Annotated in this window: 24 protein-coding genes; 17 read left to right on the top strand and 7 right to left on the bottom strand. The window is 36.5% G+C overall.

What is annotated here, in order from left to right:
• Positions 1-110: 110 nt before the first annotated feature.
• Positions 111-3,359, top strand: coding sequence for an ATP-binding protein (locus tag KS419_RS23275; protein WP_217069435.1), 3,249 nt, complete (start codon positions 111-113; stop codon positions 3,357-3,359).
• 217 nt (positions 3,360-3,576) lie between these two features.
• Entirely contained in the window at positions 3,577-3,936 is a 360-nt protein-coding gene (locus tag KS419_RS23270) for a response regulator (RefSeq protein ID WP_217069433.1), read from the top strand.
• Between the two features lie 79 nt (positions 3,937-4,015).
• Here the strand turns inward: KS419_RS23270 and rpsD are convergent, their stop codons facing one another.
• Together rpsD and KS419_RS23260 are read right to left on the bottom strand one after the other, a co-directional pair.
• Positions 4,016-4,618, bottom strand: coding sequence for a 30S ribosomal protein S4 (gene rpsD / locus KS419_RS23265; RefSeq protein ID WP_217069432.1), 603 nt, complete (start codon positions 4,616-4,618; stop codon positions 4,016-4,018).
• Positions 4,619-4,898: 280 nt separating this feature from the next.
• Positions 4,899-5,387: a GAF domain-containing protein gene (locus tag KS419_RS23260; RefSeq protein WP_217069430.1), complete on the bottom strand. Its 489-nt coding sequence runs from the start codon at positions 5,385-5,387 to the stop codon at positions 4,899-4,901.
• Positions 5,388-5,548: 161 nt separating this feature from the next.
• On the opposite strand from KS419_RS23260, the gene refZ reads away from it, so the two are divergent.
• A complete protein-coding gene (refZ, locus tag KS419_RS23255) occupies positions 5,549-6,199 on the top strand; it encodes a forespore capture DNA-binding protein RefZ (RefSeq protein WP_217069429.1) in 651 nt (216 codons plus the stop codon).
• Here refZ and hisJ read toward each other — a convergent pair.
• Positions 6,189-7,010 (bottom strand): histidinol-phosphatase HisJ, encoded by an 822-nt coding sequence (gene hisJ, locus KS419_RS23250; RefSeq protein ID WP_217069427.1) that lies wholly within the window; start codon positions 7,008-7,010, stop codon positions 6,189-6,191. The two genes, refZ and hisJ, sit on opposite strands and share 11 nt — an antisense overlap.
• Before the next feature lie 131 nt (positions 7,011-7,141).
• On the opposite strand from hisJ, the gene ezrA reads away from it, so the two are divergent.
• Together ezrA and KS419_RS23240 are read left to right on the top strand one after the other, a co-directional pair.
• Positions 7,142-8,842 carry a septation ring formation regulator EzrA gene (gene ezrA, locus KS419_RS23245; protein ID WP_217069425.1) on the top strand — a complete coding sequence of 567 codons (1,701 nt, stop codon included), beginning with the start codon at positions 7,142-7,144 and terminating at the stop codon, positions 8,840-8,842.
• 18 nt (positions 8,843-8,860) lie between these two features.
• Positions 8,861-9,205 carry a hypothetical protein gene (locus KS419_RS23240; RefSeq protein WP_217069423.1) on the top strand — a complete coding sequence of 115 codons (345 nt, stop codon included), beginning with the start codon at positions 8,861-8,863 and terminating at the stop codon, positions 9,203-9,205.
• A 25-nt stretch (positions 9,206-9,230) separates the two neighbouring features.
• On the opposite strand, the gene brnQ is transcribed toward KS419_RS23240, so the two are convergent.
• Positions 9,231-10,562, bottom strand: coding sequence for a branched-chain amino acid transport system II carrier protein (gene brnQ / locus KS419_RS23235; RefSeq protein ID WP_217069421.1), 1,332 nt, complete (start codon positions 10,560-10,562; stop codon positions 9,231-9,233).
• 220 nt (positions 10,563-10,782) lie between these two features.
• Between brnQ and KS419_RS23230 the strand changes: the two genes are divergently transcribed.
• The 4 genes from KS419_RS23230 (at position 10,783) to KS419_RS23215 (ending at position 15,272) form a co-directional block, all read left to right on the top strand.
• A complete protein-coding gene (locus KS419_RS23230) occupies positions 10,783-11,922 on the top strand; it encodes a cysteine desulfurase family protein (protein ID WP_217069419.1) in 1,140 nt (379 codons plus the stop codon).
• The gene (gene thiI / locus KS419_RS23225) at positions 11,919-13,127 is read left to right on the top strand and encodes a tRNA uracil 4-sulfurtransferase ThiI (protein WP_217069417.1); all 1,209 of its coding nucleotides are present in this window, start codon (positions 11,919-11,921) and stop codon (positions 13,125-13,127) included. The genes KS419_RS23230 and thiI overlap by 4 nt, the downstream gene beginning before the upstream one ends.
• Positions 13,128-13,230: 103 nt before the next feature.
• Entirely contained in the window at positions 13,231-13,434 is a 204-nt protein-coding gene (locus tag KS419_RS23220) for an alpha/beta-type small acid-soluble spore protein (RefSeq protein WP_088076220.1), read from the top strand.
• 242 nt (positions 13,435-13,676) lie between these two features.
• A complete protein-coding gene (locus KS419_RS23215) occupies positions 13,677-15,272 on the top strand; it encodes an amidohydrolase (protein ID WP_217069415.1) in 1,596 nt (531 codons plus the stop codon).
• Positions 15,273-15,318: 46 nt separating this feature from the next.
• Here KS419_RS23215 and KS419_RS23210 read toward each other — a convergent pair whose 3' ends face one another.
• Positions 15,319-16,116: an NAD kinase gene (locus KS419_RS23210; RefSeq protein WP_217069414.1), complete on the bottom strand. Its 798-nt coding sequence runs from the start codon at positions 16,114-16,116 to the stop codon at positions 15,319-15,321.
• Positions 16,117-16,290: 174 nt separating this feature from the next.
• Here KS419_RS23210 and sppA point away from each other — a divergent pair, with 174 nt between their 5' ends.
• The 6 genes from sppA (at position 16,291) to KS419_RS23180 (ending at position 20,855) form a co-directional block, all read left to right on the top strand.
• Complete coding sequence (gene sppA / locus KS419_RS23205; protein WP_217069412.1) at positions 16,291-17,289, top strand: signal peptide peptidase SppA; 999 nt, start codon at positions 16,291-16,293, stop codon at positions 17,287-17,289.
• A gap of 13 nt (positions 17,290-17,302) precedes the next feature.
• Positions 17,303-17,809 carry an RDD family protein gene (locus tag KS419_RS23200; RefSeq protein ID WP_217069410.1) on the top strand — a complete coding sequence of 169 codons (507 nt, stop codon included), beginning with the start codon at positions 17,303-17,305 and terminating at the stop codon, positions 17,807-17,809.
• Positions 17,810-17,889: 80 nt separating this feature from the next.
• Positions 17,890-18,549, top strand: a complete 660-nt coding sequence (locus tag KS419_RS23195; RefSeq protein ID WP_217069408.1) for a DUF2953 domain-containing protein — start codon at positions 17,890-17,892, stop codon at positions 18,547-18,549.
• The gene (ytfJ, locus tag KS419_RS23190) at positions 18,542-19,021 is read left to right on the top strand and encodes a GerW family sporulation protein (RefSeq protein ID WP_217069406.1); all 480 of its coding nucleotides are present in this window, start codon (positions 18,542-18,544) and stop codon (positions 19,019-19,021) included. Before KS419_RS23195 ends, ytfJ begins: the two co-directional genes overlap by 8 nt.
• Positions 19,022-19,157: 136 nt before the next feature.
• Entirely contained in the window at positions 19,158-19,658 is a 501-nt protein-coding gene (gene tpx / locus KS419_RS23185; RefSeq protein WP_217069403.1) for a thiol peroxidase, read from the top strand.
• Between the two features lie 192 nt (positions 19,659-19,850).
• The gene (locus tag KS419_RS23180; protein ID WP_217069401.1) at positions 19,851-20,855 is read left to right on the top strand and encodes a class I SAM-dependent methyltransferase; all 1,005 of its coding nucleotides are present in this window, start codon (positions 19,851-19,853) and stop codon (positions 20,853-20,855) included.
• Between the two features lie 105 nt (positions 20,856-20,960).
• Here the strand turns inward: KS419_RS23180 and KS419_RS23175 are convergent, their stop codons facing one another.
• A complete protein-coding gene (locus KS419_RS23175; protein ID WP_217069399.1) occupies positions 20,961-21,206 on the bottom strand; it encodes a hypothetical protein in 246 nt (81 codons plus the stop codon).
• Between the two features lie 125 nt (positions 21,207-21,331).
• Between KS419_RS23175 and KS419_RS23170 the strand changes: the two genes are divergently transcribed.
• Positions 21,332-22,516 carry an acetate kinase gene (locus KS419_RS23170; protein WP_217069397.1) on the top strand — a complete coding sequence of 395 codons (1,185 nt, stop codon included), beginning with the start codon at positions 21,332-21,334 and terminating at the stop codon, positions 22,514-22,516.
• Positions 22,517-22,733: 217 nt separating this feature from the next.
• Positions 22,734-23,594, top strand: coding sequence for an EcsC family protein (locus KS419_RS23165; protein ID WP_217069395.1), 861 nt, complete (start codon positions 22,734-22,736; stop codon positions 23,592-23,594).
• Between the two features lie 80 nt (positions 23,595-23,674).
• Here the strand turns inward: KS419_RS23165 and KS419_RS23160 are convergent, their stop codons facing one another.
• Entirely contained in the window at positions 23,675-23,986 is a 312-nt protein-coding gene (locus tag KS419_RS23160; RefSeq protein WP_217069392.1) for a hypothetical protein, read from the bottom strand.
• Between the last annotated feature and the right edge of the window lie 213 nt (positions 23,987-24,199).

Genomic DNA, 24,199 nt, shown 5'->3' with positions numbered 1-24,199 from the left:
ATTTTTAAATATATGAGGGGAAAAAATAATATATTTGCTATAATAAGGTGAATTAGGAAATCAATTTCCAAAATTACTATATACCTTCCCAGAAAAGAGGTGAACTCCCAATGTATAAAGGATTAGCTAAAGCCGCCGTATCTATTACACTTTTACTAATTCTTATCCACATCCCTCTTGCAAATAAAGTGAGTGGAGATAGAATTGACCCATTAATCTTAGATTCCTCTACTGAAGTGACTGATTTATATCCAGCACTTTACATGATAAGAGACAATGATCGAAAGTATGAGATACAAGATGTAGCAAATAAAGTAGATGAATTTATCCATTCTGACCAAATGACTCAAAAATCAGGCTTTTTTGAGTCGCACACATGGTTGCGTTTTGAAATACATAATGAATCGGATCAGGAAGAATGGTTATTGGAATTTGCGTTCCCTCTGATTTATGAATTGAACATATATTCAGAAGATGAGTCGGGGATCACGGAACTTCAAAAGGCAGGAGCTGCCATTTATCCTTTCTCACAAAGGGATATTGAACACCGGAATTTCATTTTTAATATTGAGATAGATTTAAATGAGACGAAGGTTTTTTATGTCTTAGCATCCGGTGGTGGGGAGTTGCATCCTCCGATTAATATTTGGAATAAAGATTCGTTCATTCAAAAAACACAAACTGAATTTACAATGCTGGGATTATTTTATGGTGTTATACTCGTCATGATTTTATATAATTTATTCCTATATTTCAGCTTGAAGCTAAGGAGTTATCTATATTATGTTATCGTTATGATCTGTACTTTAATGGGTAAATTGTCAATTAATGGACTGGGATTTCAATATTTGTGGTCAAATTATCCAGAATGGAATATTATCTCCACACCCCTTTGGGTTAGTCTAGCATGCATTTTTATTCTGGTGTTTACGAGATCCTTTTTGGATGTAGATCAATATATTCCAAAGTTTAAGAATATTTCTTATGTTTTAATGGGGATAAATGGGCTTGTGATTATCAGTCTGTTATTTTCTCAATATATAGCACTTTATTTGATGCTAGTTGGAACATTATGTACGTTTGTTACGGTTATAAGTACAGCTTTTCTCTGTTTAGAACGTGGTGCCCGTCAGGCACGTTTTTTTATCGTAGGTTGGCTCATCTTTTTGGTTGGTGTTTTTATCACTATCCTTCAAAGAGCTGTATTTCTTCCATTTTCAATGATTACCGAATATGCAGGTCAAGGGGCTTTAACAATTGAGGTAGTATTACTTTCTCTCGCCTTGGCTGATAAGATCAATATTATGCGAGACGAAAAAGAAAAAGCCGAACAAAGGGCAAGGGAAAGTCAAGAACTTGCAATGAAGAACTTAAAGAAGACGGATGAACTGAAAGATGAGTTTCTGGCGATTACATCTCATGAGTTACGAACACCTCTGTATGGAATGATCGGAATAGCAGAGTCTTTAAGGGATGGAGCTGCAGGTAATATTCCTGAGGATATGAAAAGACAGTTAAACATGATCATAACAAGTGGAAATCGATTAACCCATTTAGTAAATGACATATTGGATTTTTCTAAACTAAAACACGAATCACTGAACCTCCATATTAAGCCAGTTTATATAAAGGGAATCGTAGATGTGGTTATATCCATTTGTAAATCCCTAGTTAACAATAGACAGATACAATTGGTTAATATGGTGGACAAATCATTACCTCCTCTATATGCAGACCAAAACCGGCTTCAGCAAATATTATATAATCTAATTGGAAATGCCATAAAGTATACGGAAGAAGGAGAGATAGTAGTTTCTGCTTCTGTCGAAAATGGTTATATGAAAATCAGTGTAAGTGATACTGGAAAGGGGATTACGGAGGAAAACAAAAATCTCATTTTTGAACCATTCCAGCAAGTGGATAAGTCTGTTTCCAGAATTGCAGGAGGAGCAGGCATTGGCTTAAGTATTACGAAACGGTTAGTTGATTTACATGGTGGTAAAATGGAAGTGGAATCAGAGTTAGGAGAAGGTTCCACCTTCCATGTTTTACTCCCATTGAACAATGAACAAACTGATACGGAAGAAGAGGTTGCATTAACAGTTGAAGCATATACAGAGAATGAACCAGTACTTTCAAAAATTCTTCCATCTGCAAGTGAAAGTGCAACAATAGTTATTGCAGATGATGAACCTGTAAATCTACAAATATTAATCAATCAATTAACTTTAGAAGGCTATGAAATAATCACAGCATCTCATGGAGAAGAAGTCTTCCGTATCATTCAAGAGTATCAAGTAGATCTATTAATTCTCGATATCATGATGCCAAATATGTCTGGTTATGAAGTGTGCCAACGTTTAAGGGAAGACTATTCACTAATGGAGTTGCCTATCTTAATGTTAACCGCCAAAAATCAGCTTCACGACAAAATTGCTTCCTTTGAAGCAGGGGCAAACGACTATTTAGTCAAACCTTGTGATAAGCAGGAATTAATATCCCGAGTCAAGACTTTAGTTCGTATAAGAACATTAAACCAGGAACTCATTAAAATGAACCTTCATTTAGAGGAAAAAATACAAGAACGGACAGATGCATTAAAGTTTGCCAATGATGACTTAAAACAGATGAATGAGGACTTGCTAACAATGGCAGAATCGAGACGGCGTCTTCTGTCAAATATTGCACATGAGTTGGGAACACCAGTTACGTTAATTCATGGATATTTACAGGCATTGCAGGAAGGATTAGTTACAGTTGATGATAACCATTATCGTAAACTTGTTTTCAATAAAATAAAGATTTTAAACCGCTTGATTGATGATCTGTCAGATTTATCCCGTTTGGAAGCGGGAAAGGCCAGCTTAAATTTGAAAGATACTCGTATTGATCTTTGGCTCGAGCAAGTGTATCAAAAATTTAGTTTTGAAGTTTCCCAAGGAAAGAGAGAGTTTCACCAAGTTGGTGATCCAAAGAACTTTAAACGATTCAAAGGTTCAATCGATGTGGAACGAATGGATCAGGTTATATCAAACCTTATTTCAAATGCCATTAAAAACACCTCTGAAGTGGGGGGCAAAATCTCTATCACGTCTTATATAGGTAAAGATAATAATCGGTTAACTATTCTAATTAAAGATAATGGTGTTGGAATTAGCGAAGAAGATTTACCAAAAATATTCGATCGATTTTATAAAGGAAAAACATCAAATACCTACAATAATCATAATGGGACTGGTTTGGGACTAGCTATAGTAAAAGAGATTGTCTTGGGACACAAAGGGGAGATTTGGGCGGAGAGTGAAGTAAATGAAGGCAGTAAATTTTTTATCTCCATTCCCATTTGTGCGGGGAAGTAAATGGAAGTTATGAAAAATGGTTTCAATTTTTTTACCTATATTTAACCGAGGCTATTTAAAATATATGAGTAATCTAATTTTATATTGTTCAACCCGTAAATAATAGACACTCTTCATGCCATGAACAAGAACTCTGAACAGAATTATAGGTAAAGGAAATGGAGGATATTTTCAAACCTATATGCGGGATGTAATTTTCAAAAGAGGAGTGCTGTACATGGCAAAGAAGAAAATTTTAATCTCTGAACATGACACTGGAATTCAAGGGTTACTTAAGCTTTATCTTGAAAGTAAGGGTTATCATATTTTACTTGCAGATTCAAGTGAACAGACTATAGCACTTGTTCATTCGGATAAACCAGAGCTAATTATATTTGATATAGAAATGCCAACGAAAAATGGTTGGGACAAGGAAGAATTTAAAAGCGTATGGGGGGACATACCTGTTCTGTATATTGGTTACAGGGAAGTTGTTTTTGAACAATTTATTTCTACAGAAGAAGATAAGGGTAGTAACTATTTAATAAAGCCATTTGAGTTTAATACTCTTTTAATCCGTATTAAAGAGATTTTATGATATCTTAGGAGGCCATCCAAGACAAAAGAAACCCCTCAAAACCACTATTAAAAGGTTTTGAGGGGTTTGATGATTCGTATTAACGTGAGTAGAACTCAACGATAAGTTGCTCAGAAATTTCAGCAGGTAACTCAGAACGCTCAGGTAAACGAGTATATGTTCCTTCTAGTTTATCAGCATCAAAATCTAAATAAGCAGGGACAAAGTCGTTAACTTCAATAGAGTCTTTAACGATGTCAAAGTTACGTGATTTTTCGCGGATACCAATAGTTTGACCAGGAACAACGCGGAATGACGGAATGTCAACACGGCTTCCATTCACAGTAACGTGTCCGTGGTTAACAAGCTGACGAGCTTGACGGCGAGTACGAGCAAGACCTAAACGGTAAACAAGGTTATCTAGACGAGATTCAAGAAGAATCATGAAGTTTTCACCGTGGATACCTTGAAGTTTACCTGCTTGATCAAAAAGACGGCGGAATTGACGCTCGTTCATGCCGTACATGTGACGTAATTTTTGCTTCTCTTGAAGTTGAAGTCCGTACTCAGAAAGTTTTTTACGTTGGTTAGGACCATGTTCACCAGGTCCATAAGGGCGTTTTTGAAGCTCTTTTCCAGTTCCGCTTAGGGAAATTCCTAATCGACGGGAAAGCTTCCAGCTTGGTCCAGTATATCGAGCCATAATTAGCTCCTCCTTTATAAGTAAATGTTCGTGAAATAAATAACAGTGGTAATCCCATTCATTTGGTCATTTTATTTTCATGTACCCTCGCCTCGACAGCTAGAGGTTACTCGATACACCTCGTTTTATAGCTGTGTTTACACAGCGACACAGTCGTGCCAGGACTTTTGACAGTCTCTATCAAACGGGAATAAAATGAATCAGACGATGTTTACCGTGGCTGTCTTATTCGCACAAAGTATAGTGTATAATTTCTAAAATGAGAAGTCAAGAAAAACTGTTATTTCAAGTGATTCATTAACGTTTTTACAAATAGTTCTAATCCTTCTTGATCTTCTATAGTAAAACGTCCCTTTTTCGGACTATCAATATCGAGTACCCCAAGTAGTTCATTGTTTTTTAATTTAATTAAAGGAATGACAATCTCAGAATTAGAAGCAGCATCACAAGCAATATGACCTGGAAATTGGTGAACGTCTTCCACACGTAATGTTTTTCTTGTTTTTACAGTTGTACCACATACGCCTTTTCCATAAGGGATTCTCACGCATGCTGGAAGTCCTTGGAATGGTCCGAGGATCAGTTCGTTTCCTTTCCATAAATAAAAACCAACCCAATTCACATCAGAAAGAAACTGATTTAATAGGGCGGTTGCATTACTTAAATTTGCTATAAGATCTTCTTCACCAGTTAAGAGGGCATCTAATTGTTTGGATAGTAATTCATATTGCCTTGTCAAGGACCCATCATATTTTTGTGATTGAAACATACTACTTACCTCCATGTTTTATTTGCAAAAGTATATCACAAATTATAAAAGTAGTATTGTTTTAGAGGTTTATATCGACTAATCACTATAGGATTAATATAATTGAAGAAGAATGATAAAGTAATCAATTCCGATATATCATGAGTAAAGGTGGTGGATTTATGGGGAAAAAGGCGTCAAAGGAAAAAGTGATAAATGCTGCTATCGAACTCTTTAATGTTCAGGGGTTTTCAGGTACATCTGTAAGGGACATTGCTAAAAAGGCGGAGTGTAATGTTGCACTCATTTCCTATTATTTCGGGAGTAAACAGGGACTTCTTGAACAATTAATTACAGAATTTTTAGAGGAGTATGTTCTTAAAATTGAAAATCAAGTGATCCGTGCAGAAAAGCAGGAAGATACTGCTTATGACTGTTTACTCCGCGCCATATGGGATGTGATGGTTTATCAGCAAACTAAGCATGCTTTAGCAAGGTTTGTCCATCGTGAAATTACTCTTGATACTACTTTAGTGAGAGAATTGATGACTACTTATTTAGCAAAAGAAAAACACCTTTTCGTATCTTTAATGCATATAGCATATGAAAATAAAGAAATTGCTTCGTTACCTAATGAATATTTTGTTCTCCAACTAAGGGGAATGTTAACAATGCCATTTTTACACCCCCAGTATATCAGGGAGGTTTACCATCTGATGCCACATGAAAATCATTTTATGGACCAATATTTTTCAGAACTAGCTGAATGGATCGCATCCCACTTTTTAGAGGAAGTAACCAAAAACATGAATCGTAACATCCCTACTGACTAGATTTTGTGGAACCCAATATGGAATCCACCTGCTCCAACCCAGTACCAAGTAAGTTTGCACGGTGGGCATCAGAACCATAAACAAATGGAATTCCCATTTCTTTTGCTTTCAAGATCCATGGGATGGGGGGATAGAATTCATTGCAATATGGCTTCACAAGTCCAGCGCCATTTACATCTAGGACAAGTCCTTCTCTTTGAAGAACCGTTAATACTTCCATAACATAAGAACTATCATCGAATGTCCTGGGAAATAATTCTTGGAACTTACGAACTAAGGTAATGTGACCAATCCGTTTCGGTTTATGGGGGCCTAAATCACTTTGTATGGATAGGATAAGTGTTTCAAAATATTTTTTATAAACTTTTTCCAACGAACCGTACTCTTTAATGATGGTTTCAAACTCTTTCCAGCTATAATCAAGACAACGGTAGTTATCCCGATTCTTGAGAAAATGGACAGAGAGTATGGCGTCATCTAAATGGTTTCCCCATTCGTTTAATAGTCTGCGGGTATCACTTTCATACCCTTCAATATAATCCACTTCTAAACCAATGTTAATTGTGATGTCTTCTTTGTAGACCTTTTTTAGTCGTAATAAATGCTCTAAATAACGCTGTAACTGATCTGTGGTCATTGCGCTATCCTTTGTTGGAACAGGGTCACAAAATGATTCAGGAAGTGGGGCATGTTCTGTAAAAGAAATTTGCTCAAATCCAAGTTCTAATGCCTTTTCAATATATTGTTCAAAAGAATCGGATGTTCCGTGTGGACAATATGGTGAATGAATATGACCATCGAACCGTATCATGTTAATCATCCTTTCTGTTGATTAAGGGAGAAATAAATCAGAAAAAGTTATATTTTGTAATAAATTATATCTTTTTGTATGCTAATATAAGAATAAGGAAATTTCTACTTTTAGATAAGGGGTGGTCTCATATGTTTATTTATTATGTATATGGAATACTTGTATTACTATTATTTATCATTGTATATGGGGCCTGGTCAAGGAAACTTATTTATAAACAAGTAGATCGGTTAGAAAGTAAAAAGATACAGTTAATGAATACCCCGGTGACAGAGGAACTTTCAAAAATAAAAAGCTTAAAAATGTCAGGAGAAACTCAAGAACGTTTTGAAGAGTGGAGAAATGAATGGGATGAGATTATAACCCTTCAATTGCCTGACATGGAGGAGAAACTATTTGACATTGAAGATATGGCAAATAAATATCGTTTTGGGAAAGCAAAAAAAATTATTTCATTCGTTGATGAAGAGTTTAATAAAATTAAGGAACATATGGATGAAATGATAGAAGAAGTGGACCAGTTAGTACATAGTGAAGAACAAAATCGGGAAGAGATCGGTCAAGTAAAGGATCTATTCAACGATGTAAAGAAAAAACTCTGGTCTCATAAAGGTCAATTAAGTGGTTCGACTGTAAGGTTTGAGAGATATTTAAAAGAAACCCAATCATTATTTACTACTTTTGAATCGGAAACTGATTCCGGAAATTACTTACAGGCGAGAGACGTGTTACAGACTATTCGTGATCAGATAAATTTCATTGATGATGCTATTGAAAAAGTGCCAAAATATTTGGTTCAAATAGAAAAGGATATTCCCAAACAAATAGAAGCTTTGGAAAAAGGATTAGTGCAGATGGAGGAAGAAGGATATCCTATAAAGCATTTCTCCTTTAAATGGCAAGTGAAAGAATTAAAAAAGAGTCTTTTAGCATTACTCCCACTTGTTGAAAATTTAAAAATTCATGAAGTTACTGATCCTATTGATTCGATTCAAAATCATATTGATGATATTTACGAAAAGCTTGAACAGGAAGTTTTGGCAAGAAAACATGTTGAAGATATTTTACCAAGTATAAAGTTTCGTGTGGAGAAGCTTCCTGGTGAAATCCAACGATTACGGGCAGATACGGAAAAAGTGAAGTTAAGTTACCGCATATCAGATGAAGAGGATAAAAAGCAATTAAAGTTAGAAAAGAATTGGAAGGATATTCAAAATCAACTTTCTGTAATGGAAGATGGAATCACTGAAAAGAAACAAACATTTACATCATTAATGAAAATGCTTCAAGATTTTGAATTGACAATTGGAGAGATAGAAAGCCAGATAGAAGAATCGAGAGAAAGTTTAAATCATCTCCGTCGTAATGAGCGAACCGCAGATGAAGCAATAAGAGAATTAAAGGAAAGACTTCTGTATGCTCAAAGGAAGTTGAAGAGGAGTAATTTACCTGGTATCCCGCACCATCTATTAGATCAGTCTGATCGGGCGCAGCAATCCTTAAGGAAAGCTTCCGAAAAATTAAATGAGCTACCTATCTCAATGGAAGATGTTATTCAAAGAGTGGACGAGGCGACGGGTTATGTGAATGAATGTGTTGAAAATTTATTTGCAACCATGGAAGAGGCAAAACTGGCTGAAAGTGTCATACAATATGGAAATAGGTACCGAAGAGATTACGATGATTTAAATATAAAATTATTGCAGGCTGAAGATTGTTTTAGGCATTATCAATATGAGGAAGCATTAGAATTGGCATTAGAGGGATTAAAGCCTATAGTACCAGATGTTTTAGAAAAAGTTACACAGTTCACTTCACTTCAAAAATCATAGTTTTGAAAGGGTAAAGACATGAAAAAACAATTATTTGTACTATTTCCGGTAACACTGATGTGCATGGGAATATGGATAATGGTTTTTCTATCTTTTTCTTCAGAAAACACGAGTCCTTCCCAAAAATCAGAAGGCAATATTTACGATTTGAAAGATGATGAAGTCTCGATAATTGTTGATGATAATTATAGAAATGGTAAATCAGAGTTTGATAGTAAAGAATCAAGTGATTTGCAAGACAAATATTATGAAGAAGGAAAGAATTTAGTACCGAATGCTATATATCCAGGTGATTTTGACGAAATTGCTCCGAATAAGATTATTTCTATAGATAAACTTTTAGAACTAGTATTGGATGAATAAATGTAAATGAACGATGGCTTCGTATTTATGAGCCATCGTTTTTTAGAGTTTTTTTGGAAGACAAGAAACCAATAAAGGCCCCTACAATAGAGGGAATAAGCCACGCTAATCCTAGCTCCCATAAGGGAAGTAAACTTAATATTGGCTCTAATGTATTTGCAAATAGGGTAGTGTGGCTCAACCCATCAGAAATACTAATGATAGCAGTTCCGATGACGGCTCCTTTAAAGATTGCCCGTTTCTCTAGGAAGAGATCTTTCATAATTGTTAAAATTATTAATACGATTGCAACGGGATAAATCATCATTAACATAGGCAATGAAAATTGTATAAGTTGCGTTAGGCCCAGATTGGCCATGATAAAACTAAAAAGTCCGATTAAACCAGTTGTTAGTTTATATGGAATGTTAGGGATCGTAATTTGGACATACTCCCCAAAAGCAGAGATTAAGCCTACGGATGTAGTAAGGCAGGCTAATGTAATAATTAGGGACAATAAAATTACCCCTATACTCCCGAGAAGTTCTTGAGAAATTCCAGTTAATATAGAACCCCCATTATCGTGATACCCAATAGTCATCACACTTGTTGCTCCTAAATAAGCTAATGATAAATAAACAAAGGAGAGGCCGAGACCTGCAATAATGCCTACTTCCATTGTTTTCTTCATTATAGACTTGGAGGAGACGACCCCATTTTCTTTGAGCCGTTGAATGACAATGATTCCGAAAACAAGGGCGGCAATAGCATCCATTGTATAATATCCTTCGTGAAACCCTTTAAAGAATGCTAATTTATGATAATCAGGAGTTGGAGAGTTCAAAGACCCCATTGGATTCATTGTTCCTGTAATGGTTAATACGGCTAATATTACTACAATGATTGGGGTCAGTATTTTTCCAATGCGTCCCACAAGTTTCGATGGGTTGAGACTTAACCAATAACTAGTGGTAAAAAATAAGAATGTAAACACTAATAAACTCCACGGGGAATGGGAACTATCCCCTTGCAGATGTGGAGTTAATCCAATTTCATAGGCAACAGATCCTGTCCTAGGTATTCCAAATAAAGGACCAATCGCTAAATAAACGGCTAGAGGAAATAGGACTGCAAATAGAGGGCCAACCCTTTCGGAAACTTTTTGTAAATCACCTCCTGACTTTGCAATGGCGAGAATTGCAAGTACCGGTAAACCTACTCCGGTGACTAAAAAGCCAAGTATTGCTGGTATTACATTAGTACCCGCACCTTGTCCAAGGGCAGGAGGGAATATTAAATTACCTGCACCTAGAAATAGTGCAAACATCATAAGACCTAAGATGAATGTATCCTTCTTTTTGAAAATCAGTTGTTTCATTACGTCCCCCCTTTCTCATCAGTAGTTTTGGTTTTATTTTAGGGATTATGTAAAGAATGTTCATACAAAAGAAAATGATATATTTGAATAATTATATTATAACATCTGATGATGATGAAGAGGATCTTCTCAAGGGAAGACTATGTGATGAAGTGAGACAGATCGAAATAGTTGTGATAAGATAAATTGTTGCAGAACGATGTTAAAAAGGGGTTTTTTTATGATTTATTTTGATAACAGCGCAACAACAAAACCATATAAAGAAGTAATTGATACTTATATAAAATCAGCAACAGACTTTTTTGGTAATCCATCTTCTCTCCATCCTTTGGGAAAAGCATCGGAAAGACTTTTATTACAGGCTAGAGAAAGAGCTGCACAACTATTGCAGGTGAAGGCAAAGGAAATAGTTTTCACCTCTGGAGGTACAGAAGGAAATAACCTGGCAATTAAGGGAATTGCAAGACAAAATAGAAATCGCGGGACCCACCTGATTACAAGTAATATGGAACATGCCTCTTCGTTGGAAGCCTTTCAGCAATTAGAGGCAGAAGGATTTAAGGTTACTTTTCTAAAAGCTGATCATAATGGAATAGTGTCACCTGAACAAGTGAGAGATGCTATTTCTCATGATACAATCCTTGTTTCTCTCATTCATGTTAATAATGAAATTGGATCCATCCAGCCCATTGAACAAATTGGCAAGTTAATAGGGAATTATCCAAAAGCTTTATTTCATGTGGATCATGTTCAAGGAATTGGGAAAGTCCCCCTACCACTACACCGTGTTGATTTGGCCACAATGTCAGCTCATAAATTTCACGGGTTAAAGGGAACTGGATTGTTGTATGTACGGGATAGTGTCTTATTAAATCCTTTATTATCTGGTGGTAGTCAAGAAAGGAAGGTTCGTGCAGGCACCGAAAATGTTCCTGGTGCAGTAGCTATGGTGAAGGCGTTACGTATGGTGCTCGAAAAATCCGAGCAATTAACCGAATCACTTTTCGAGATAAACCGTTGGTTAGAAGCAGAATGTGTAAAGATTCCCGGAGTTTTTATTAATTCTCCAGGTGATAGAGCACCGCATATTTTAAATCTATCTGTTCCTGGTATAAAACCGGAAGTGATTGTCCAAGCCCTGGCGGAAAAGGATATTTATGTTTCCACAAAATCAGCTTGTTCATCAAAACAAAGTGAACCGAGCAGGATCTTACAAGGAATTGGGTTATCGGAGGACCGTGCTTCCAGTGGTATAAGACTTTCATTGACTTATGAGAATACAATGGATGAAGCAAAAGAATTTATTAACTCATTCACCGAAGTTGTTATATCTTTGAAAAAGGTGGTTGAAAAGGAATGAAGTATAATCATATATTAATTCGGTATGCTGAATTATCTTTAAAAGGAAAGAACCGAAAAGAGTTTGAACGGAAATTATTAGACACTGTCAGAAAAAAACTCAATGAATTTAAAGAGGTCAGAGTTAATCGGACGTTCGGTAGAATGTTTGTGGAACTTAATGGAGAAAACGAGAGGGAAGTCTCCGAAAAACTAAAAGAGATTTTTGGTATACATTCCTTTAGTCCAGCACTTAAAGTGGACCTTGAGCAAGAGTTAATTGATGATGCTGCTCTATGGGCAGTTAAAGATGCTATTCCCGATGAAGATGGAACATTTAAAGTAACGGTTAAACGACCGAACAAAGATTATCCAGGTCGTTCCCAACAATTAAATTATCATATTGGTTCCCATATTTTAAGAAACACACAGAAAATGACAGTGGATGTTCATCATCCGGATGTGGAAGTAAGGGTAGAGATTCGTCAGGAAGCAGCTTATATATTATGTAAAACAATAAAAGGTGCCGGGGGACTCCCTGTTGGTACTGCAGGGAAAGTGTTGTTAATGTTATCTGGTGGAATCGATAGTCCTGTGGCAGGATATTTAGCTTTAAAGCGTGGAGTCAAATTAGAAGCAATCCACTTTCACAGTCCACCTTTTACAAATGATCGAGCAAGACAGAAGGTGGAGGATCTCGCGAGAGTTTTAACGAAATACGGAGGGGAGTTAAAACTTCATATTGTTCCTTTTACAGAAGCCCAAAAAGAAATTCATCAACAAGTTCCGGATAATTATGAAATGACAATAATGAGGCGTTTTATGTTACGAATATCAGAAGCGGTAGCTAAGAAAAATAATGCGCTTGCTATCGTAAATGGTGAAAGTCTTGGTCAAGTGGCAAGCCAGACGTTAGACAGTATGCACACTATCAATGAAGTCACTAACCTCCCTGTTATTCGTCCTTTAGTCACGATGGATAAATTAGAGGTTATCGAAATTGCTCACCGAATTGGGACATATGATTTATCAATTCTTCCTTATGAGGATTGTTGTACTATCTTTTTACCAGCCCAGTCAAAGACAAAACCAAATAAAGAAAAGGCAAATCATTATGAAACAAAAATAGACATTGACCGTTATGTGCAGGAAGCCGTTGAAGGGATAGAAACGGTTATCATTTCTGGAAAGAGTTCATTAGATGAAGAATTTCATGAACTATTCTAAATGGAACTGGATTGTACCACAAATTGGAATCAAAAACCATGTTTTATTATGAATGAACTCTCCCTTAAGTACACAATCTATGTGTACAAGGGAGGTGAAAAACATGGCGAACAACAATAGTTCTAACCAATTATTAGTCCCTGGTGTCCAACAAGCGTTGGATCAAATGAAATATGAAATCGCACAAGAGTTTGGTGTTCAGCTAGGTGCTGATGCTACATCACGTGCTAACGGTTCAGTGGGTGGAGAAATCACGAAGCGTTTAGTACAAATGGCCGAGCAACAATTTGGTGGTCAATCTCAATAATAAAATAAGAATGGCATAAGGAGTATCTCAATGGAGATACTCCTTTTTAAATAGGTAAGAAAGAATAAGTTTTTACACCTTGGGGCTCGGATCACTTCAGGCAGGCTACTACTGTGATTGCATCCTTGCTGCCTTGCGACGAGTAATCGCAGCACAGGGACCCAAGCGTTTTTAAACTGAATTGTATTTATGGTATTCTTGTTATAAATTGGTTTTTACCAACGTTAGGAGGAGGGATACCAGTGGGGACACTTTGGTTTGGAGGAAAGATTCGAACACTTTATCAGGAAGATGAAATATGCGAAGCTGTATTCGTGGAAAATGGGGTCATTATAGATGTGGGTAAGGAGAACCAACTCCGGACTAAATATGCCGGGAAAATTACTGATTTTGAGGATGTTATGGGAGCGGTAATGTATCCTGGGTTTGTGGATAGTCATTTACACATGATTGGACATGGTGAAAAACTTCTGCGGTTAGATTTATCAGAAGTCAATAGTATCGAGAAATTGAAACATATATTACTGAATACGATGGAGAAATTGTCTCCTGATGATTGGTTGATCGGCGAAGGGTTTAATGAGAATCTTTTTCCATCTAAGAAGATTCCCGACAGATTTGTCTTAGATGAGATTTCCCAAGAACAGCCCATTGTCTTATCGAGGGTTTGTCGACATGCTCTTGTAACCAATACAATGGGGCTGCAGTTGGCTGGGATTACAGAACAAACGAATGAACCTCCCGGAGGTGTAATTGTAAAAGACGAAGCTGGTGTGCCCACCGGTTATTTATTGGATCAGGCGCAGGAATTAGTAAAAGAAGTAATGCCAACAAAAAGTTTAAATTATATTAAAAGAGCAATGGAAGCTTCTTTGAAAGACTTGTATCGACATGGATTTGTAGGGGCACATACAGAAGATCTAAATTACTATGGTGACCCGATTGGAACGTTAAGAACATTTTATGATGTAATTGATGGGAAAAGGAATAAGTTTCGGGCGAATCTCCTCATTCATCATGAGGTGACAGATCAAATCATGGCTTTAGATGAAAGGGACCACTCTTTTATTGAACTTGGTTCTGTTAAAATTTTTGCAGATGGAGCATTAGGGGGGAGGACAGCCCTGTTAAGTGAACCTTATTCAGATGATAAGTCTACTCAAGGGGTAGCCATTCATACACCTGATGAATTATCTGAGATTGTTAAGGGAGCAAGGGAGCTAGAAATGCCTGTGGCAATTCATGTTATCGGTGATCTGGCTTTGGAATATGCATTAAATGCCATAGAAAAATATCCCGTACCAGATGGGAAACGGGACAGACTAATCCACCTGCAAGTTACAAGGGAAGATTTAATACAGCGAATGAAAAAACTGCCTCTTATCCTTGATATCCAGCCCCGTTTTGTTGCAACAGACTTTCCTTGGGTGGAAGAACGATTAGGGCAAGAAAGAATTCCCTATTCTTTTGCTTGGAGAAGATTGTTACAAGAGGGGCTCCTTTGTGCTGGAGGGTCTGATGCGCCAATTGAACCTGTAAACCCAATATTGGGAATCCATGCAGCGGTTACTAGAAGAAAGCCAAATGATGAAAATCATGAAGGTTATATACCAACCGAAAAGTTATCACTATTTGAGGCACTTCGATTGTTCACCGTAGGTAGTGCAGAAGCTATTAACAAAGAAGCAGAGCGGGGGATGATAAGAAAAGGTTATGTCGCTGATTTTACGATTTTAAGTAAGGATTTATTTGATTTAAGCCCTGATGAATGGCTAAATGTGGAAGTGGAAAAAACAATTGTAGATAACTCTGTTATGTACGATCGTAAAATGCTGTAAAAAAGAAAGAACGTCTCGGGATGGAGACGTTCATTAGATGGTAATTCTATAAGAAACTTCGTTTAACTTTATGGATAAAGGAATTATCCTTTAATTTTAATGTTTTAATTTGTTTTTCAGAGATTTTAACCTGGACTTCATGACAGTGACGGATACTTAATGCTTCATTATCGGCTCCGATAATCGGATGATCATTTCCATCTTGAATTATTTTTAATACTAATTCACGGTCTCCACTTAGTAACAAAGGGGAACCTAATGTACGGTATTCATTATTGTTTAGAGATGCTATTTCTGTTAGTTGTATTGCCTTTAGTCTAGGATCAACTATGGCTCCTCTAAGGGATTTATTATACGCTGTACTTCCTGTAGGTGTAGAAACTACCATGCCATCACCACGGAATGTTTCAAAATGTAAACCATCAATGTATACATCTATTGCAAATGTTTTAATAATATTCGAGCGTATGGAGCATTCATTAATGCACTGGAAATGTTGCTTACCATCCACTGTAACATCCAAAGTGGGGTATCTGTGAACCTCTACAATATTGGATTTCATCCCTAGTTCAATTCCTTCAAGATTGCTTAAGTTGAAGTCTGTGTAAAATCCAAGGCGACCAGCGTTAATCCCTACATATAAGCAATCTTCGCGAAATCCTGTCTTTCGAATCGCTTGTAGAAAAGTCCCATCTCCTCCTATACTTGCGATAATGTCTGCTTCAGCAGCATCTTGAACAAGCTGAAATTCATACTTTTTACCGAGATTTCGTAAATCTTGGATTTTAGTTTCCAACTCCTGGGAAGAATTATAGTATAGAAAAACCTTTTTTCTATCAGTCATAAGCGTTTCTTCCTTTCTCTTTTGTATATTATTATTAGATTCGAACTGCTTATTCTTTTTGATTATGTAATTTCTAACTCATGAAGACTTTATTCAAAAAGAATCATTTTTGTATCAACCTTATATAAGTATAATACAACTTGAACAAATAAAAAACGATGGGGAGGAATTAAAGTGAGTTCAAAACGTTGGTTTGCTGTGATACTTGCTGTAGCATTGTTTTTAGTATCCAGTGCTGTTTCTTTAGTCACAACTGTATTTTCAACAAGCTTTGAAGAATTATTCAGTGGAGTTGACTCCACTTTTGAAGAAAAGGTGATAGAAAGTGGAAGTGCCCAAGGAAAAATTGTAGTTGTCCATTTAAATGGTACGATTCAGGATAATTATGATGCTGGTGGATTGTTTCAATCCATTGGGTATAATCACAAAAATTTTTTAAAGCAGTTGGATGCTGCAGCAGAGGACTCTGATGTTCATGGAATTATTATTCGTGTGAACACCCCAGGGGGTGGTGTTGTGGAAAGTCATGAAATTCATGATCGTATTGTGGACATTCAAGAGACATATCAAAAACCAGTATACATATCGATGGGAAGCTTAGCAGCAAGTGGAGGGTATTATATTGCTGCCCCTGCTGAGAAGGTGTTTGCAAACGCCCAAACGCTTACAGGATCTATCGGGGTCATTATGCAATCTCTAAATTTCAGTGAATTGGCCGAAGAATGGGGAATACATTCGGAAGTTATTAAAAGCGGTCCATATAAAGACATTCTGTCTTCCACACGTGAGATGACAGAAGAGGAAAGAGCAATTCTTCAAGAACTTATTGATGAATCCTATGAGCAATTTGTGGATGTCATTGAAGCGGGAAGGGGATTGTCAAGAAATGAAGTATATGAACTTGCAGATGGCCGTATTTATAGTGGAAAACAAGCCTATGAATCCGGTTTGATTGATGGTATCGGTCATCTCCATGAAGTGATTGATCAGTTTAGGGACGATTTAGGTCGAGGAGATTTGAGTGTTGTTGAATATGAGTCATACCTTGGTTTACCATCTCTCTTTTCCTTCGTATCACAGCAATTTGTTCAAAGGGATATGGAGTTTCTTGGATTGAAAAGTTTAATTCAAGAGAATCATGGTCCACAACTTCTGTACCTATATACGAACTGAGGTGAGTAAAATGATGAGTGAACATAAAGGAGAAATAGTAGAAACTGACACAGATGGCCTATGGGAAAGAAAACTAACAGAAACTCCATATTATGCAGGTTTTTGGATGAGATTATGGGCATACCTTATTGACCTTGTGGTAATTTCAAGTATTAGTGGGATAATCCTAACTCCATTTTTCCGTTTAACGGATCTCTCTACTCTTAATATTGGTATTTATTCCATTGGAGGCATTTTAGGTGCATCCATAAGTTTCGGATATTTTATCATTCTTACGAAGAAGTGGGGACAAACATTGGGAAAACGTATTTTGGGGATAAAAGTCCTTCCACAGAAAGAAGAATTTTTGACCTGGAAATCTACTGTAATGAGGGAACTAGTGGGAAGATATATTCACCAGTCACTTTTTTTGACGAACATCATTTATCTTATTGTGGCTTTCCATCCCGAGAAAAAAGGATTACATGATTACTTTGCAGATACACTTGTTGTATTGGAACCTAGAAAGAAAGGAAATTAAGTAAAATTTTTGTAATAGAATGGCCTGACCTGTTGGATAATATACCAGCAGGTTTTTTTATGTCGGAAAGGGGGGTATTGATGAAATATATTTTATTAGCTTTACTATTGCCGTTTTTGATATTTTTCAAGGTGAAAGTTTACATAACATATGTTCATGATGGAAAAGATGATGATCTGTCTGTTAAATTTACGCTTTTATTTGGATTAATAAAATATAAAATAAAGGTCCCGGTATTGGCTATTGATGATGAGAGTCCCTCTGTATTTTATAAAGAAAAAAGGGAAAGTGCTCTAGGAACAAAAGAAATGGAAGAGAAATTTACCCTCCATAGATTCCTTGATGATATGAAGCATTTTGAACGCTTTGTAAAACGGGTAATTGGGTTCCACACAATTGTACGGAAGTTTATGAAAAAGGTGAGTATCAATGAATTTTATTGGAAAACATTGATGGGCACAGGGGATGCTGCCCTAACGGGGTCCACTTCAGGGTTTTTATGGGCCACAAAAGGGAACATTATAGGAATAATGGCAAATTACATGAAATTAAAATCTGAACCAAAAATTGAAGTGGTTCCTGAATTTCAACAAATGACATTGAAAACTTCGTTTAAATGCATGGTTTCGTTTCGAATCGGACATGCTATCCTTGCAGGAATAAAGGTGCTGCGTCACTTGAAAAAAGGCAGGACTTTGTTCAAAGTAAACACAGATGCAAGGAGGGATATGAATGTCTGAACATCCAATTCAAGGCCTTATGAAAACAGCTATGGAAAATTTGAAAGAGATGGTAGATGTAAATACCATTGTAGGAGATCCAGTTGAAACTCCAGATGGTAGTGTGATTTTGCCAATATCCAAAGTTGGTTTTGGATTTGCCGCAGGTGGTAGTGAATTTGTGTTAGACCAAACAAAACATCCGAATAATGATTCTGATAAGAAGCATCCTTTTGGTGGTGGTAGTGGTGGAGGTGTATCCATAACTCCAATCGCATTCCTCGTCGTAAGTGGACAAGGTGTAAAGATGGTTCACTTGGATCAAAATACTCATTTGTACGAAAAGCTGTTAGAGTTTACTCCACAAGTGGTAGATAAGATTCAGCAGATGCTTCAAACAACGCAAAATTCACAAAATAAAACGCAGCAACAGCCAAATCAACCACCCCAAGCTCCTACTAATGTAAATGTAAATGTGGACCCTGAGATATAATATTTAATTGAAAGCTAGTCCGGACGTAATTGGTCCGGGCTATTTTTTTCTGAAAAACAAGCATATCACTGTGTAAATAGGTGTTAGATGTGGTATTTTATGTATGTATCCAATAAAACTAGGAGGAGATTGGCACATGGCAGAAGTAACATTTAAAGGGAACCCAGTAACATTGTTAGGTACTCAAGTAAATGTAGGGGACAAGGCTCCTGATTTCACTGTACTTGCAAATGATCTTTCAGAAGTGACACTAGCTGATTCAAAAGGGAAAGTACGTATTATTAGCGTTGTTCCTTCGGTAGACACAGGTGTTTGTGATCAACAAACTCGCCGTTTCAATGAAGAAGCTTCCAAGTTAAATGGTGTGGAAATCTTAACGATTAGTGTAGATCTTCCATTTGCGCAGAAGAGATGGTGTGCAGCAGCAGGTGTTGAAAATATTAGTGTCCTTTCTGACCACCGTGATTTATCATTCGGGAAAAATTATGGGGTAGCCATTGAAGAATTAAGACTTTTAAGCCGTTCAGTATTTGTAGTAGATAGTAATGATACTGTAACATACGCTGAATATGTCTCAGAAGTGACAGAGCATCCAAATTACGAAGGCGTGATTGAGGCTGCCAAGGCTGCCAAATAATAAAAGTTTGTTAGGTGAACGGAAATAAAGGGTGTCCAAAAAGCGAAATTTAGCTTTTGGGCACTCTTTTTAAAATTAATTTGATTTTTTTTAGGAAATATATTTAATTTCGTTTAACTCCTAGTTATCTTTGCTAGAATAGGTAATTAAGTACAAAAAATGGACAAGCGTGTGAATGAGGAGAGGATAAGGATGCAATCAGATACAAATACAGGGACTTTATATCATGTTTTAAATCAAGGTGCTGAAATTCTTCAAACGGAAATGGATATACCATATTTAGATGCCTTGGGAGAAATGGGAGAGTGTGTATTTCAAGGTCATGTGCTCCCTAATGTGGATGCAACAAAGAGGGATGAATTGACGAAATTAATTAGTAAAATTACTAATCAAGAGTGGACGAAGGAAGAATATCGTCGGGGGATGCAATTAGCAATTTTAAAGGGAATGAAGGAGGGGACACAGCCCCATCATGCCATGACTCCAGATGCAGTTAGTTTATTCATGGGTTATTTACTGAACAAAGTCATTTCCCTTGATGAAAATAGACTTCAAACTAGTGTGATATTAGACCCTGCAGTAGGTGCGGGAAATCTTTTATTTGCTGTAATGAACCAGCTTACAAGCAATGCCCATGGAATAGGGGCAGATGCTGATGAGACTTTAGTAAAACTATCTTATGTAAACGCAAATTTACAGGAGCACTCGGTAGATTTGTTTCACCAAGACAGTATTTCCGCACCATTTGTTAGTAATGTGGACGCAGTTGTTTGCGATTTGCCAGTTGGTTATTATCCAAAGGATGATATTGCATCTCAATTTGACATGGCGTCGGAGGGGGAACATTCCTTAGTCCATCATCTAATGATTGAAAAATCCATGAAGCATATTAAACCTGGAGGGTTTTTATTCTTTTTAGTTCCTAATTTTTTATTTGAGACAGAAGAGGCTACTAACTTACATAATTACATAAAGAAAGAAGGCATAATTTATTCTTTAATGCAATTGCCGAAAACCATGTTTAAAAATGAGAAGTGGGGAAAAAGTATTCTTATAATAAGAAAAAAGAAAGAAAGTATCGAAGGACCTAAACAAGCTTTACTTGTGGAATTACCTTCATTTTCAAATCAAGTATCTCTTCAGGACATGATGTTACGTATTTCTCAATGGTTCGAAAACCAGTTAGGACAAAAATAAATTGTTCACAAAAAATTCATTTTCTCCGAATAATGATTTAACCGGTAATTATTAAACTGTATAAAAACAGGGGAATCTAAATACTACTGGGAAAATCAGTACATTTTACTGCCTTGAAGGGAGAGCTGTACTATAACTGTTTTTTATTTTTGAGTGAAACAGAGGTTGCATTTCCAGTAATCCCGTGGTTAAATAATACGTGGCTAAATAATACGTGGCTAAATAATACGTGGTTAAATAAAACATGGCTAAATAATACGTGGCTAAATAATACGTGGCTAAATAATACGTGGCTAAATAAAACGTGGTTAAATAAAACATGGCTAAATAATACGTGGCTAAATAATACATGGATTCAAATTCCATGGATATTATTATTATCTAATTATCTTAGGATAGAAAATCGACTGTTGAGGGAAAGGTTCTTCTCTTTTTGATAGCCGTTTGAAATAGAAATTAGAAGGAGCGGTAAAAGCATGACAAAAATTATGGCAATAAATGCTGGAAGCTCGTCGTTAAAGTTCCAGTTGCTGGAAATGCCTGACGAAACTGTTTTGACAAAGGGAATTGTGGAAAGAATCGGTTTAAACGACTCCATTTTTATCATTGAGGTGGATGGAGAAAAAAAGAAAGAAGTTACTGATATTGAGGATCATTCTAAAGCGGTTAAAATTCTTTTGGAAAAACTAACGTCACATAAGGTAATATCCTCATTAAATGAAATTGATGGTATTGGTCATCGGGTTGTTCATGGTGGAGAAAAGTTTAATGATTCAGTTGTTTTAAATGAAGAAGTCATACAAGGGATTGAAGAAGTTTCAGAATTAGCACCACTTCATAATCCTGCAAATTTAGTTGGAATTCGTGCGTTCCAAGAAGTACTTCCAACTGTTCCATCCGTAGCCGTATTTGACACGGCATTTCATCAGACAATGCCACAGGAATCATACCTTTATAGCTTACCATTCGAATATTATGAAAAATTTGGGATCCGTAAATATGGTTTTCATGGCACTTCTCATAAGTATGTTTCACAACGTGCAGCAGAAATTTTGGGACGTCCTCTTGAACATTTACGCCTCATTTCATGTCACCTTGGAAACGGCGCAAGTATTGCTGCAATTGATGGTGGTAAATCTATAGATACTTCAATGGGGTTCACTCCATTGGCAGGTGTGACAATGGGAACTCGTTCAGGGAACATTGATCCTGCATTAATTCCATATATAATGGAAAAAGCAAATCTAAGTGCTGAGGATGTTATACAAGTACTTAATAAAAAGAGTGGTATGTTAGCTCTATCCGGATTTTCAAGCGATTTAAGGGATATTGAAGTCTCAGCAAGTGAGGGTAATGAACGGGCAAAACTAGCCCTCGAAGTATTTACTTCTCGAATTCATAAATATATCGGTTCCTATGCAGCGAGGATGCATGGACTAGATGCTGTTATTTTCACTGCTGGAATTGGCGAAAATAGCGATGTTATCCGTGCGCAAGTAATGCAGGGACTAGAATTCATGGGAATATATTGGGATCCCACTTTGAATAAAGTCAGAGGGAAAGAAGCATTCCTAAACTATCCACATTCACCGGTTAAAGTTTTAATCATTCCAACGAATGAAGAAGTGATGATAGCAAGAGATACTGTAAGACTTACTTAATAATGATTTGAAGAGTGTCCCGTTAGCAGAGGGACACTCTTTTTTTGAGAAAAAGGTATGGTAATGGTCACGAGAGGAGATGAAGTTGAGACGGGAGAAAACAACTCTTTCTAGGATTTTATACTATGCTTTTCATCAAATATTTTGAGGAAAAGTGCTGAAACGAATTATGGTAAATATCATTATAGTATAGAGACTTTTGGGAGGAGGTCTAAGCATGTCGTTATCTCAAAGGGAAACACAAGTTTGGAATGAAATTGAATTTTGGGAGAGTGTCCAGTTTTCTAATAAGGGTACAGATTTTTCCTTATCGTACCAAAAGGGGATAAATTCAATTTTTAAGAGGGAAGGAGTAAACTGGTCGAAGAAGCTGTTGAATAGGTTGGACAATGTATTATTTCAATTGCAGGCAACTGCACAGCAAGGGAGAATGGATCAACAAACGAGAGACAATATCTTTTCACAGGCAAGAATATTTCAATCGGATATTTATTCGTTAGAAGATATGAAGAAACTTACCATTGATCAACTTCGCTTTATCGCAAAAAAACAACTGGCAAGGCAGAGGATCATTGCTTTTACTCAAGGGGGATTAACAGGTTTTGGGGGATTACCATTGTTTTTAAGTGACTTGCCGTTAATGCTTACTATCAATTTGAGAACGGTTCAACTAGTTGCGATGACATATGGATATGATTTGAGAAAACCATATGAAATGATGATGGTTTTAAAGGTTTTTCACGCCATATCCTTACCTAGAGCACTTCAGGAACAAGCTTGGAAACAACTTATTTCGGAGGTGAAGATAAATGACAATGAATGGATCTTTTACGAAGGCGAAGAGGAAATAACTGAGGAAGCTTGGATGCAGCGGCCATTAAATCACCTGATAAAAATTGTATTCCTTTCTTTTGCAAGAAGAAAACTAATACAGGGAGTTCCACTATTTAGTGTTATTGCCGGTGCGAGCATTAATTATGAATTTGCCCGACATATATCCGAAGCGTCACATTTTTTTTACCAAAAGCGTCATTTAATTGAAAAACATCAGCTAGACTTAGATTTACCATTGGAATAAGGTAAATGATATGATGGTATGCTTATCAATAGTAAAAATAAAACGGGGTTTAAACCTTTGTACAAAACCCCGTTCTTGGATTAAGAATGAATTTTTTTTACTCCCACTTCTTCTCCAGTTCGATACCAAATCCACAAATCGTTAATTGTGGATGCCAACTCCGAAATCATAGAATTTAACTCACAGCTTTTTTCAAAATGTTCTTCATTATTCAATTGATGCTGAAGTTGATTAATGGATTGTTCTAATTCTCTTATTCTGTCAGGAATGTTGCCACGAATACTTTCCCACTGCTCTAAAATGGCAGCTTGTGTATCATAGTGCAAGTTCTCCCATTCCGTCTCTAAAACTGGTACGGAGATTCCAAGACGGTCATCGTATGTGAAGCTCATTTATATCCCTCCAATACTTTAATAGTCCATACATAGGACTTTTGTTATGAAAGCTATATAGTTTATTAAATAAAATTATTACGTTTTGTCACTTTCGGGCATTGCCCTACGCTCGTGACCATAGGCGTTTCCGCTTTTCTTATTGTCTAGCTCCACCGCCTACTCTCTACGGGGCACTTCGGAAGTGACAACCGAAGTCAAAGAGCGGACTTC

The organism is Evansella tamaricis (genome assembly GCF_019042215.1).
Classification (GTDB): domain Bacteria; phylum Bacillota; class Bacilli; order Bacillales; family Salisediminibacteriaceae; genus Evansella; species Evansella tamaricis.
This window is presented reverse-complemented; position numbering and strand designations above follow the sequence as displayed.